The following is a 10,549-nucleotide window of genomic DNA, read 5'->3' as shown; positions in this document are numbered from 1 at the left end:
TATTACTAATAATACTATCCATAAAGGGTGTCTTTTTCCTTTATCTTTCCGAAAGTCCTTGACTTGTTTCAGTTTTTCTATTAAGCTCAACATATATTTAAAAAGTTGGCGGTCACTTTTCATTTTACAAAGACAGTGATCGCTTTTACTTTTGATATTCTGATGGGAGAATGAAACAGCCCTACCCCGTTGGGGGCGTGGCGCCGCCCCCAAACCCCGGAGCGCATTAGTTTTTCGGTGGGATGCTTACACGCAGCCGAGGCACGCATCTGTAATCATTTAAGAGTCACTCCACTTGTAGGAGTGCCTTTCCTGATATGTAGCCTATACTCAACGGATTTAGTATGATTGACGAATTTGCATTATTTCAGCTTCTATTTTCAAGGCAGGGGGCAGGAGGCCGTTTTTGTGACGCGGATTTATGCCCCGCTCCAAAAACTTTTCGCCTTAAGGCGAGGTTTTAGACCCGATTTTTCGATAACTACTATAATTGAATCTATTGGCTCGGTCTGCCCCCATCGCTGCTGAAGACCGCCGAACGGTACAAATAATTTGACCAGACTAGATATGATCATTTCCGGTGACTAAAAAAACCTCTTGCCTAAAAAGGCACAAATATTATATAATGTTTGATCGTGGCCAAAATCGGTGTTAGGTGGTGCTGAAGGCACTGCCGAGCAGAACCGCCTTGGTCGCTCGGTCTTCGCCGGGATACTGAAGATAAACCCTTTAAGTCCCCAAGAAACAAAGACCAGCAACAATCTAGGCAGAACCAGCAACCCTGTCTAGTCTTACTTACGAATTTAACGGGATGCCAGCTTAAATAACTCGAAAAAAGTCATTCAAGTTGGGCAGGCTGATAAAGTGGGAAAAATCTTTCCCGCTCCTATAGCCACGGCCACGTTATTTTTGATTGTCGTCTAGTAAAGATAAAGAGAACAATCCGTGTCTATCGGTATCCTCGGTACAAAACTGGGCATGACCCAAATCTTCGACAACAAAACGGGAGTCGCCATTCCCGTCACCGTCGTTCAAGCCGGTCCGTGTCCCGTCACCCAAGTCAAAACTAAAAAAACCGACGGTTATGAATCCATCCAAGTGGGATACAAAACCGTCAAAGAAAAAGCCCTCAACAAACCGCTGCTCGGTCATTTAGCCAAAGCCGGTGTCTCCCCCCTGCGGCATTTAATCGAATACCGCCTCGAGGACGCATCCGCTTACACTTTAGGCCAAGAAATTACCGCCGCTATCTTCCAAGAAGGCGATTTGGTCGATGTGGCTGGAACCACCATCGGACGGGGTTTCTCCGGCTATCAAAAACGCCATAACTTCAAGCGCGGTAACATGACCCACGGTTCCAAAAACCACCGTCTCCCCGGTTCCACCGGTGCCGGTACTACCCCCGGTCGCGTCTTCCCGGGTAAGAGAATGGCTGGACAATACGGAGCAACCCAAGTTACCATCCGCAAATTGTCCGTGGTCAGAATCGATAGCGAACGCAACCTGATCCTGATCAAAGGAGCCGTCCCGGGCAAACCAGGAACCCTGTTAAACATCACCCCCGCCAAGAAATTTGGTAAATAGGGCAAGGAAAGATTAAAGCCATGGTTAACTACACAGTCAAAAATTGGCAAGGGGAAGAAGCAGGAACAGGCACCCTGGAACTGAAAACCGCTAAACCCGAAACCGCCAAACACCTAATTCACCGCGTCGTCGTCAGCCATCTAGCGGCGGCCCGCCAAGGTAACGCCTCCAGCAAAACCCGCTCGGAAGTGCGCGGCGGTGGTCGCAAACCCTGGCGGCAAAAAGGCACCGGCCGGGCCCGGGCCGGTTCGATCCGTTCTCCCCTCTGGCGTGGTGGCGGTGTCATCTTCGGACCGAAACCCAGAGATTTTGAAGTTAAGGTCAATCGCAAAGAGAAAAGATTAGCCCTGAGAACCGCTTTGATCGGCCAAGCTGATAACTTTATCGTGGTTGAAAGCTTCGCTGAACAATTCTCCCAACCCAAAACCAAAGAACTGACCGCTGCCTTAAGTCGCTGGGGAGCCAGTCCAGAGGAAAAAATTCTGCTGATTCTGACGGAAATTCCCGAAAATGTCTATTTATCGGGACGTAATATCTGCAATCTCAAAATTATTCGCGCCGATAGTCTCAACGTCTATGATGTCCTCCTAGCCGATCGAGTTATCGCCACCGCCGCAGCCCTAGCTAAAATTGAGGAGGTCTATGGTGCTTAAAATTGAAGCCAGACAACTCGCCGATCTGATCCTAAAGCCGATCGTGACCGAGAAAGCCACCCTACTCCTAGAACAAAATAAATACGTCTTCGATGTCGCCTTGAAAGCGACCAAGCCGGAAATTCAAGCGGCGATCGAACTGCTGTTTGACGTGAAAGTAACGAAAGTGAACACCAGCCGCCCCTCTCGTCAGAAAAAACGCGTCGGCCGTTTCCTCGGTTACAAACCCCAATACAAACGCGCGATCGTGACCCTAGCAGCAGGCGACTCGATCACCCTCTATCCCGACGTATAAAAACCAAGAAACCCGATAACGGAAAACTAAACTATGGGTATTCGTTCTTTTAGACCTTTAACCCCCGGGACAAGGCAGGCGGCCATCTCCGACTTTAAAGAGATCACCAAAACCGAACCAGAAAAGTCCCTAACTCATCACAAACACAGTAAACAGGGGCGGAATAATCGCGGTGTCGTTACCAGTCGTCACCGGGGCGGCGGCCATAAACGCCTCTACCGGATTATCGATTTTCGTCGCGATAAACGGGATATTCCAGCCACGGTAGCGGCGATCGAGTACGATCCTAACCGTAACGCCCGCATTGCCCTGCTTTTCTACAAAGACGGGGAAAAACGCTACATCATCGCCCCCGCTGGTTTAGGCGTTGGTGATACCGTCATCGCCGGAGAAAACGCTCCCTTCGAGGTCGGTAATGCCCTGCCCTTAAGTCGCATCCCCCTAGGGACAGAAGTTCATAACATCGAACTCGTCCCCGGTCGCGGTGGTCAAATGGTGCGGGCTGCCGGTGGTTTCGCCCAAGTGGTAGCGAAAGAAGGCGATTACGTTACCATCCGCCTCCCCTCCAAAGAAGTCCGCATGATCCGGCGTGAGTGCTACGCCACCATCGGAAAAGTCGGTAACGCCGAAGCGAGAAATATCAGTCTCGGTAAAGCCGGTCGTACCCGTCACCGCGGTCAACGACCTCATGTTCGGGGTAGCGTCATGAACCCAGTCGATCACCCGCACGGAGGTGGAGAGGGTCGCGCTCCGATCGGACGTTCCGGCCCGATGACTCCCTGGGGTAAACCCGCCCTCGGTCGCAAAACTCGCAACAAGAAAAAACGCAGTAGCGATCTCATCGTGCGCCGTCGTACCCAGGGTTAGAAATTATTACTTTACTTTTGACTGAAAATTATGGGTCGTTCACTGAAAAAGGGGCCATTTGTCGCCGGCCACCTGATGGAAAAAATCGAAAAACTCAACGCACAGGGCAGTAAACAAGTGATTAAAACTTGGTCCCGTGCCTCGACAATCATTCCCGATATGGTCGGTCACACGATCGCCGTTCACAACGGCAAACAGCACGTTCCCGTCTATGTTTCCGAGCAGATGGTCGGTCATAAACTCGGTGAATTCGCTCCCACCCGCACCTTCCGCGGCCACGCCAAGAGCGACAAAAAAGCAGGACGGAAATAGGTCGGTGGGCGGTAATCTTAAAACCGTCAGCCCCCAGTCAGCGTTCAGATAACTATGAGATGGTGGGTTACGGCGACTAGATAAATTAATAACTAAGTCTCATAAGTTGTCGTCGCCTAACCCACCCTACCTAACTGATAACTGATAACTGATGACTGATAACTGATAACTGATAACTGATAACTGAAATGACCATCGATACCTCTAACGAAGTCAAAGCGAGCGCCCGCTATATTCGGATGTCACCCCTGAAAGTCAGACGGGTACTCGATCAGATCCGCGGTCGCTCCTATCGGGAAGCCCTAATCATTCTCGAATTTATGCCCTACCGGGCCTGTGATCCGATCCTAAAAGTTCTGCGTTCCGCCGTTGCCAACGCCGAACATAACGAAGGACTCGATCCCACCACTTTGGTAGTTAGCCAAGCCTTTGCCGATGGCGGACCGACCCTAAAACGTTTTCGACCCCGGGCCCAAGGCCGCGCCTACCAAATTCGCAAACCCACCTGTCATATCACCGTCGCCGTCGCTCCTAGCAACGAAGACTAATCACCTTAACTAAAAAAAACACAATGGGACAAAAAATCCATCCCCTCGGTTTTCGTCTCGGCGTTATCAAAGATCATAAATCTTGCTGGTATGCCGACGCAAAACGTTACCCCGAACTACTGCAAGAAGATCGCCGCATTCGTCAGTACGTCGAAAAAAACCTTGCTAATGCTGGTATCGCCGATATTCGCATCGAACGTAAGGCCGATCAAGTAGATATTTCCATCCACACCGCCCGCCCCGGGGTCGTCGTCGGTCGTGGTGGCACGGGAATCGAACAGCTGCGCCTAGGTTTACAAAAAGCCCTCGGTGGCCAGCGTCAAATTCGCATTAACGTCATTGAGGTGGCTCGCGTTGATGCCGATGCCAACCTGATCGCCGAATACATCGCCCAACAACTAGAAAGACGGGTTTCCTTCCGTCGTGTTGTCCGCCAGGCCATCCAACGGGCGCAGAGGGCCGAAGTCAAAGGGATCAAAATTCAAGTTAGCGGTCGTCTCAACGGGGCGGAAATCGCTCGGACTGAATGGGTGCGGGAAGGACGAGTTCCCCTGCATACCCTGCGCGCCGATATTGATTACTCCTATAAAACCGCCAGCACCATCTACGGGATTCTAGGCGTGAAAGTTTGGATCTTTAAGGGCGAAATTATCCCCGGCCAAGAAGAAATTGCCGCCGCCGTTCCCGCTCAAGCACCGCGCCGTCAACAGCGTCGCCGTCAACAGTTTGAAGATCGCTCTAGTGAGGGCTGATCCCTAATATTTATCAGTGGTAAATAGCTCATGTTAAGTCCCAAAAGAACAAAATTCCGCAAACAACAGCGCGGACGGATGCGCGGGCTGGCCACCGGCGGAAATACGATTAATTTCGGCGATTTCGCCCTGCAAGCCACCGAACCCTGTTGGATTACTTCCCGTCAAATCGAAGCGGCCAGACGGGCAATGACTCGTTATATTCGTCGGGGTGGCAAAATCTGGATTCGCGTTTTTCCCGATAAACCCGTGACCCAACGGGCCGCAGAAACTCGGATGGGTTCCGGGAAAGGTTCCCCCGAATTCTGGGTGGCCGTGGTTAAACCGGGGTTCATTATGTTTGAGATTGCCGGGGTAGCTGAACCAGTGGCCCGGGAAGCAATGCGCCTAGCCGCCCAAAAATTACCGATTAAGACCAAATTTATCACTCGCGAGGAGGATTTTGTCTAATGGCTCTACCAAAAATCGCCGAAGTGAGGAAGATGAGCGATGACGAAATCGCCGACGCTATCCTCGCTGCCAAAAAGAAACTGTTTGAATTGCGTTTGCAACAGGCCACCCGCCGCTTGGAAAAAACCCACGAATTCAAACACACCCGCCACCGTCTTGGCCAATTATTGACCGTAGAACGGGAGCGCCAACTAGCCCAGTCCACCCCGGAGGCATAACCCACTATGGCAGTTAAAGAAAGAGTTGGGGTAGTGGTCAGCGACAAAATGGATAAAACCGTAGTGGTAGCCATTGAAAACCGCTCTCCTCACCCTAAATACGGCAAAATCGTCGTGAAAACCCAGAAATTTAAAGCTCACGACGCAGAAAATCAAGCCAAACAAGGCGATCGAGTTCGTATTCGTGAAACCCGCCCCCTCAGTAAAACTAAACGTTGGGAAGTGGCGGAAATATTAACCGATAATTAAATTTCACCTAGGTAAAAACCGTGATTCAACAACAAACCTACTTAAATGTCGCTGACAATAGCGGGGCGCGGAAACTAATGTGTCTGCGGGTGCTGGGAACAGGTAACTGTACCTACGGTGGCATCGGTGACAAAATTATCGCCGTGGTTAAGGACGCTATCCCCAATATGCCCGTGAAAAAATCCGATGTGGTGACTGCGGTGATTGTGCGGACCCGTCAAACCGTCCGTCGCGATAGCGGTATGAGCATCCGTTTTGATGATAACGCCGCCGTGATTATTAATAATGACGGTAATCCCAAAGGTACTAGGGTTTTTGGTCCTGTCGCTCGGGAATTGCGCGATAAAAACTACACCAAAATTGTTTCCTTAGCCCCAGAAGTTCTCTGATCAAAGTGAAAAGTACAAAGGCAATCGGAGGTCAAAAAAATGAGTAAGAAAAACAGTCAAACCTCACCCCAAAGGCAAAAAATGCACGTTAAAAAAGGGGATGTCGTTCAAGTAATCGCCGGTTCCGATAAGGGCAAAGTGGGCGAAATTTTACGGGCTTTACCCCAAGAAAGTACCGTGGTGGTCAAGGGAGTTAATATCCGCACCAAACATACTAAACCCCAACAGGAAGGAGAATCGGGTCAAATCCTTACCTACGAAGCACCGATTCACAGTTCCAAAGTGATGCTTTATTCCGAGAAGAAAAAAATCGCCAGTCGGGTGGGTTATACCTTGACCGAAGACGGTCGGAAAGTGCGGATACTGAAGAAAACTGGCGAAATTATTGATTAGTTTCCCATCAATTCTAGTTCCTGACCAAGCCCAGGAAAAGCAAGCAGAAAAACTATGAGCCAAAAACTAAAAACCACCTATCAAGAAACCATTGTTCCTAAACTGAAAGAACAATTTGGTTATACCAATATCCACCAAGTACCTAAAGTTATCAAAATTACTGTTAACCGCGGTCTTGGGGAAGCTTCACAAAATGCCAAAGCTTTGGAGTCTTCCAAGGAGGAACTGTCCACCATCACCGGACAACAACCGGTAGTGACCAGGGCTAAAAAAGCGATCGCTGGCTTCAAAATTCGCGAAGGAATGCCGGTGGGTGTCATGGTGACATTGCGCGGCGATCGAATGTACGCTTTTTTAGACCGTCTAATTAATCTGGCCTTACCACGTATTCGCGACTTTCGCGGTATCAGCGGTAACAGTTTTGATGGTCGTGGTAACTACAGTTTAGGCATTCGTGAACAGTTGATCTTCCCCGAAATTGAATACGACAAAATCGATCAAATTCGCGGGATGGACATCTCAATCATCACCACCGCTAAAAACGACGAAGAAGGACGCGCCCTCCTCAAAGAGATGGGAATGCCCTTTAGATAAATCAATCAAGAGAAAAGTAAACAGTGACCGGTAAATAAGTGAACAGTGAACAGTAAACAGTAAACAGTGATTCAGTGAAAAGACAGCAGGAAACTGCTATTTAATACTACTCACTTAATACTCAAATCTGATCACTGATCACTGATGACTGATAACTGATAACTGACCATTGATGTTGATCCCAATTTAGGAGAAAAACAGGTAATTCATGTCTGCTAACGATACCATCTCGGATATGCTGACCCGCATCCGTAACGCTTGCGCGGTTCGGCAGACCACTACTCAAATCCCCACCACGCGGATGACGCGCAGTATTGCTCAAGTTCTCAAGGACGAAGGCTTTATTGCTGATTTTGAGGAAGTGGGTGAGGGGATTAAATCTCAATTAGTTCTTTCCCTCAAATATAAAGGCAAAAACCGTCAACCGATCATTACTACCCTCACCAGAGTCAGTAAACCGGGCCTGCGAGTTTATTCCAACAGTAAAGACTTACCTCGCGTCCTCGGTGGCATTGGCATCGCCATTGTTTCCACCTCTAAAGGCATTATGACCGATCGCGAAGCCCGTAAACAAAACGTTGGCGGCGAAGTCCTTTGCTACATCTGGTAAACAAGGATAAGCTATCAGCCGTCAGCCTTTCCAAGTTTCAACCCGATAGCTGACCCACTGATAACTCTTCCGGTGATATCTGACCCACTGATAACTGATAACTGTTATGTCTCGTATTGGCAAACGCCCGATTCCTATTCCCAATAAAGTCACCGTCGATATCGATGGTGCTACCGTGACGGTGAAAGGACCCAAAGGAACTCTCCAGAGAACCCTACCCACCGCCGTCGCCATCAATAAAGATGGCGAAACTCTGCTCGTTACCCGTCAAGACGATTCGCGTACCGCCAGAGAACGCCACGGACTCTGTAGAACTCTAGTAGCCAACATGGTGGAAGGAGTCGCTACCGGCTTTCAAAAACGCCTCGATATCCAAGGGGTGGGCTACCGCGCCCAGGCGCAGGGTGGTAAATTGGTTCTGAATGTTGGTTACAGCAAACCCGTGGAAATGGAGATGCCCGATGGTGTTTCCGTCGCTGTAGAAAACAACACCCAAGTTATCGTCAGTGGCATCGACAAAGAAGCCGTCGGTAACATTGCCGCTAAAATCCGCGAAGTTCGTCCCCCCGAACCTTATAAAGGTAAAGGGATTCGCTATCTTGGTGAAGTTGTCCGTCGCAAAGTTGGTAAAGCTGGCGGTAAAGGCGCTAAAGGCGGTAAAGGAGGTAAAAAATAAACCATGAAACTTAGTCGCAAAGAATCAGTCCGTCGTCGTCACCAGCGTGTGCGTCGCAAAATTAATGGCACTGCTGAACGGCCGCGTTTATCCGTATTTCGTTCTAATAACCACATCTACGCCCAAATTATCGACGACGTAGCCCAACATACCCTCGCTGCTGCTTCTACCCTAGAGGCAACCTTGCGCGGGGAATTAGAATCCACCGCTACCCAAGAAGCCTCGGCTGCCGTGGGTAAACTGGTGGCCCAACGGGCCCTAGACAAAGGCATTGAACAAGTGGTTTTTGATCGCGGTGGCAATCTCTATCACGGTCGCGTCAAAGCCTTAGCAGAAGCGGCTCGTTCAGCCGGCTTAAACTTCTAAAATATCCTTTCAACACTGATAAAACTATGGCAAAACGTCGCAAAGGCAACCGCGAAAAAGAAAAAGAAACCACTTGGCAAGAGCGGGTCATCCAGATCCGCCGGGTTAGTAAAGTGGTTAAGGGTGGTAAAAAACTCAGCTTCCGGGCTATCGTCGTGGTCGGTAATGAAAACGGCCAGGTGGGAGTGGGAGTCGGCAAAGCAGGGGATGTTATCGGGGCCGTCCGTAAAGGCGTGGCCGATGGCAAAAAACAACTAATTGAAGTCTCCTTAACTAAGGCTAGTTCTATCACTCACCTTACCCGGGGTGCTTCCGGTGGCGCTCAGGTGCTCATGCGTCCGGCTGCTCCGGGGACTGGGGTTATTGCTGGGGGTGCTGTCCGTACCGTTTTAGAATTAGCCGGGGTGAAAAATATCCTCGCTAAACAACTCGGTAGCGATAACCCCCTCAATAACGCTAGAGCCGCCGTTAACGCCCTGGAAACTCTCCGCACTTTCTCGGAAGTGGCCAAGGATCGAGGCGTATCTGTAGAACATTTGTACACTTAAAGAAATCACCATGAAACTCCACGAAATCGCCCCCCAACCGGGGTCCACTAAACGCCGTCGTCGTGTGGGACGGGGTATCTCGGCCGGCCAGGGCGCTAGCTGCGGTCTGGGAATGCGCGGACAAAAATCTCGCTCCGGGACGGGGACTCGTCCCGGTTTTGAGGGGGGACAAATGCCCCTCTATCGTCGGGTTCCCAAATTAAAGCATTTTCCTTTGGTTAACCCCCGTCAATACACAATCGTTAATCTGAGAAAATTAGCTTCTTTACCCGCTAATACGGAAGTCACCCTGGAAAGTCTCCTAAAAGCTAAAATTCTCACCAGCAACGACGGCCCTTTAAAAGTTTTAGGTGATGGTGAAATTACCGTTCCCCTCAAGGTGAAGGCCGCCGCTTTTAGCAATAGTGCCAAAGAGAAAATTACCGCCGCTCAAGGGACTTGGGAAGAAATATAAATTTCCCAGGAGTCTTGGAGAAGACAGGAGACGGGAGACGGGAGACAGGAGAAGGGAGACAGGAGACAGTATTCAGGAGACGGGAGACAGAAGATTATTTTTATTTATTCTTCCCCCGCAACGCGCACGCAGTGACCCCCCCACACCCTACACCCCACACCCCACACCCTAACACCCAATCCCCAAGACCTGATTGCTATATCATCGAAAATTTGGGTCTGAAACCCCGTCGTTCTACGACGGCTTTACCGTTAAATACTAGCGCATTTACCAAATATATGCTAAAATGTGAGACATGGAAAAAGCCTATTGGTTTCGATTTTACCCCACACCCGAACAAGAGTCGCTATTGCGGCGCACTTTGGGCTGTGTAAGATTAGTTTACAATAAAGCTCTCCATGTCAGAACACAAGCATGGTACGAAAGACAAGAAAGAGTAGGATATACTGAAACTTCTTCAATGCTAACCGATTGGAAAAAGCAAGAAGAATTAGACTTTTTAAACGAAGTTAGTTGTGTACCTTTACAACAAGGGTTAAGACACCTACAAACAGCTTTCACTAACTTCTTTGCTGGTCGTACTAAGTATCC

At 49.5% G+C, this 10,549-nt stretch carries 19 protein-coding genes; all 19 read left to right on the top strand.

What is annotated here, in order from left to right; all coding sequences use genetic code 11:
• Positions 1-945: 945 nt before the first annotated feature.
• Positions 946-1,584 carry a 50S ribosomal protein L3 gene (gene rplC / locus IM322_RS09210; RefSeq protein WP_287676353.1) on the top strand — a complete coding sequence of 213 codons (639 nt, stop codon included), beginning with the start codon at positions 946-948 and terminating at the stop codon, positions 1,582-1,584.
• Positions 1,585-1,604: 20 nt separating this feature from the next.
• A complete protein-coding gene (gene rplD, locus IM322_RS09205) occupies positions 1,605-2,237 on the top strand; it encodes a 50S ribosomal protein L4 (protein WP_286825777.1) in 633 nt (210 codons plus the stop codon).
• Positions 2,227-2,532, top strand: a complete 306-nt coding sequence (locus tag IM322_RS09200; RefSeq protein WP_287078904.1) for a 50S ribosomal protein L23 — start codon at positions 2,227-2,229, stop codon at positions 2,530-2,532. The genes rplD and IM322_RS09200 overlap by 11 nt, the downstream gene beginning before the upstream one ends.
• Positions 2,533-2,565: 33 nt before the next feature.
• Complete coding sequence (rplB, locus tag IM322_RS09195) at positions 2,566-3,399, top strand: 50S ribosomal protein L2 (protein ID WP_190721170.1); 834 nt, start codon at positions 2,566-2,568, stop codon at positions 3,397-3,399.
• 30 nt (positions 3,400-3,429) lie between these two features.
• Positions 3,430-3,711 carry a 30S ribosomal protein S19 gene (gene rpsS / locus IM322_RS09190; protein ID WP_002753908.1) on the top strand — a complete coding sequence of 94 codons (282 nt, stop codon included), beginning with the start codon at positions 3,430-3,432 and terminating at the stop codon, positions 3,709-3,711.
• A gap of 188 nt (positions 3,712-3,899) precedes the next feature.
• Positions 3,900-4,259 carry a 50S ribosomal protein L22 gene (gene rplV / locus IM322_RS09185; protein ID WP_287676352.1) on the top strand — a complete coding sequence of 120 codons (360 nt, stop codon included), beginning with the start codon at positions 3,900-3,902 and terminating at the stop codon, positions 4,257-4,259.
• Positions 4,260-4,282: 23 nt separating this feature from the next.
• Positions 4,283-5,011, top strand: coding sequence for a 30S ribosomal protein S3 (gene rpsC / locus IM322_RS09180; protein WP_002796425.1), 729 nt, complete (start codon positions 4,283-4,285; stop codon positions 5,009-5,011).
• Between the two features lie 30 nt (positions 5,012-5,041).
• The gene (rplP, locus tag IM322_RS09175; RefSeq protein WP_002734310.1) at positions 5,042-5,461 is read left to right on the top strand and encodes a 50S ribosomal protein L16; all 420 of its coding nucleotides are present in this window, start codon (positions 5,042-5,044) and stop codon (positions 5,459-5,461) included.
• Entirely contained in the window at positions 5,461-5,679 is a 219-nt protein-coding gene (gene rpmC, locus IM322_RS09170; protein ID WP_158200255.1) for a 50S ribosomal protein L29, read from the top strand. Before rplP ends, rpmC begins: the two co-directional genes overlap by 1 nt.
• 6 nt (positions 5,680-5,685) lie before the next feature.
• Positions 5,686-5,928, top strand: coding sequence for a 30S ribosomal protein S17 (gene rpsQ / locus IM322_RS09165; RefSeq protein WP_002796423.1), 243 nt, complete (start codon positions 5,686-5,688; stop codon positions 5,926-5,928).
• 20 nt (positions 5,929-5,948) lie between these two features.
• Positions 5,949-6,317 (top strand): 50S ribosomal protein L14, encoded by a 369-nt coding sequence (rplN, locus tag IM322_RS09160; protein ID WP_002732358.1) that lies wholly within the window; start codon positions 5,949-5,951, stop codon positions 6,315-6,317.
• A 39-nt stretch (positions 6,318-6,356) separates the two neighbouring features.
• Positions 6,357-6,710 carry a 50S ribosomal protein L24 gene (gene rplX, locus IM322_RS09155; RefSeq protein ID WP_287676351.1) on the top strand — a complete coding sequence of 118 codons (354 nt, stop codon included), beginning with the start codon at positions 6,357-6,359 and terminating at the stop codon, positions 6,708-6,710.
• 54 nt (positions 6,711-6,764) lie between these two features.
• Positions 6,765-7,304, top strand: a complete 540-nt coding sequence (gene rplE, locus IM322_RS09150) for a 50S ribosomal protein L5 (RefSeq protein ID WP_002734750.1) — start codon at positions 6,765-6,767, stop codon at positions 7,302-7,304.
• A gap of 208 nt (positions 7,305-7,512) precedes the next feature.
• Positions 7,513-7,914, top strand: coding sequence for a 30S ribosomal protein S8 (rpsH, locus tag IM322_RS09145; protein WP_002734721.1), 402 nt, complete (start codon positions 7,513-7,515; stop codon positions 7,912-7,914).
• A gap of 106 nt (positions 7,915-8,020) precedes the next feature.
• A complete protein-coding gene (gene rplF, locus IM322_RS09140; protein ID WP_287676350.1) occupies positions 8,021-8,590 on the top strand; it encodes a 50S ribosomal protein L6 in 570 nt (189 codons plus the stop codon).
• A gap of 3 nt (positions 8,591-8,593) precedes the next feature.
• Entirely contained in the window at positions 8,594-8,956 is a 363-nt protein-coding gene (rplR, locus tag IM322_RS09135; protein WP_002753900.1) for a 50S ribosomal protein L18, read from the top strand.
• 26 nt (positions 8,957-8,982) lie between these two features.
• Positions 8,983-9,504, top strand: a complete 522-nt coding sequence (gene rpsE / locus IM322_RS09130; protein ID WP_002757584.1) for a 30S ribosomal protein S5 — start codon at positions 8,983-8,985, stop codon at positions 9,502-9,504.
• A 10-nt stretch (positions 9,505-9,514) separates the two neighbouring features.
• The gene (gene rplO / locus IM322_RS09125) at positions 9,515-9,958 is read left to right on the top strand and encodes a 50S ribosomal protein L15 (RefSeq protein WP_002796421.1); all 444 of its coding nucleotides are present in this window, start codon (positions 9,515-9,517) and stop codon (positions 9,956-9,958) included.
• Between the two features lie 295 nt (positions 9,959-10,253).
• Positions 10,254-10,549 (top strand): helix-turn-helix domain-containing protein (locus IM322_RS09120; RefSeq protein ID WP_287713179.1); only part of this gene is annotated, 296 nt, incomplete at its 3' end.

It is taken from the genome of Microcystis sp. M109S1 (genome assembly GCF_020247025.1).
GTDB lineage: Bacteria > Cyanobacteriota > Cyanobacteriia > Cyanobacteriales > Microcystaceae > Microcystis.
The sequence above is the reverse complement of the archived record's forward strand: the minus strand, read 5'-3'. Positions and strand labels throughout refer to the sequence as shown.

What these genes read in the sequence shown, in the direction of transcription:
- rplV (WP_287676352.1), top strand. Translation starts at nt 3,900, where the DNA reads ATGACCATCGATACCTCTAACGAAGTCAAAGCGAGCGCCCGCTATATT.
- rpmC (WP_158200255.1), top strand. Translation starts at nt 5,461, where the DNA reads ATGGCTCTACCAAAAATCGCCGAAGTGAGGAAGATGAGCGATGACGAA.
- rplF (WP_287676350.1), top strand. Translation starts at nt 8,021, where the DNA reads ATGTCTCGTATTGGCAAACGCCCGATTCCTATTCCCAATAAAGTCACC.
- rpsE (WP_002757584.1), top strand. Translation starts at nt 8,983, where the DNA reads ATGGCAAAACGTCGCAAAGGCAACCGCGAAAAAGAAAAAGAAACCACT.
- rpsS (WP_002753908.1), top strand. Translation starts at nt 3,430, where the DNA reads ATGGGTCGTTCACTGAAAAAGGGGCCATTTGTCGCCGGCCACCTGATG.
- rpsH (WP_002734721.1), top strand. Translation starts at nt 7,513, where the DNA reads ATGTCTGCTAACGATACCATCTCGGATATGCTGACCCGCATCCGTAAC.
- IM322_RS09200 (WP_287078904.1), top strand. Translation starts at nt 2,227, where the DNA reads ATGGTGCTTAAAATTGAAGCCAGACAACTCGCCGATCTGATCCTAAAG.
- rpsQ (WP_002796423.1), top strand. Translation starts at nt 5,686, where the DNA reads ATGGCAGTTAAAGAAAGAGTTGGGGTAGTGGTCAGCGACAAAATGGAT.
- rplB (WP_190721170.1), top strand. Translation starts at nt 2,566, where the DNA reads ATGGGTATTCGTTCTTTTAGACCTTTAACCCCCGGGACAAGGCAGGCG.
- rplE (WP_002734750.1), top strand. Translation starts at nt 6,765, where the DNA reads ATGAGCCAAAAACTAAAAACCACCTATCAAGAAACCATTGTTCCTAAA.
- rplR (WP_002753900.1), top strand. Translation starts at nt 8,594, where the DNA reads ATGAAACTTAGTCGCAAAGAATCAGTCCGTCGTCGTCACCAGCGTGTG.
- rplX (WP_287676351.1), top strand. Translation starts at nt 6,357, where the DNA reads ATGAGTAAGAAAAACAGTCAAACCTCACCCCAAAGGCAAAAAATGCAC.
- rpsC (WP_002796425.1), top strand. Translation starts at nt 4,283, where the DNA reads ATGGGACAAAAAATCCATCCCCTCGGTTTTCGTCTCGGCGTTATCAAA.
- rplD (WP_286825777.1), top strand. Translation starts at nt 1,605, where the DNA reads ATGGTTAACTACACAGTCAAAAATTGGCAAGGGGAAGAAGCAGGAACA.
- rplO (WP_002796421.1), top strand. Translation starts at nt 9,515, where the DNA reads ATGAAACTCCACGAAATCGCCCCCCAACCGGGGTCCACTAAACGCCGT.
- rplP (WP_002734310.1), top strand. Translation starts at nt 5,042, where the DNA reads ATGTTAAGTCCCAAAAGAACAAAATTCCGCAAACAACAGCGCGGACGG.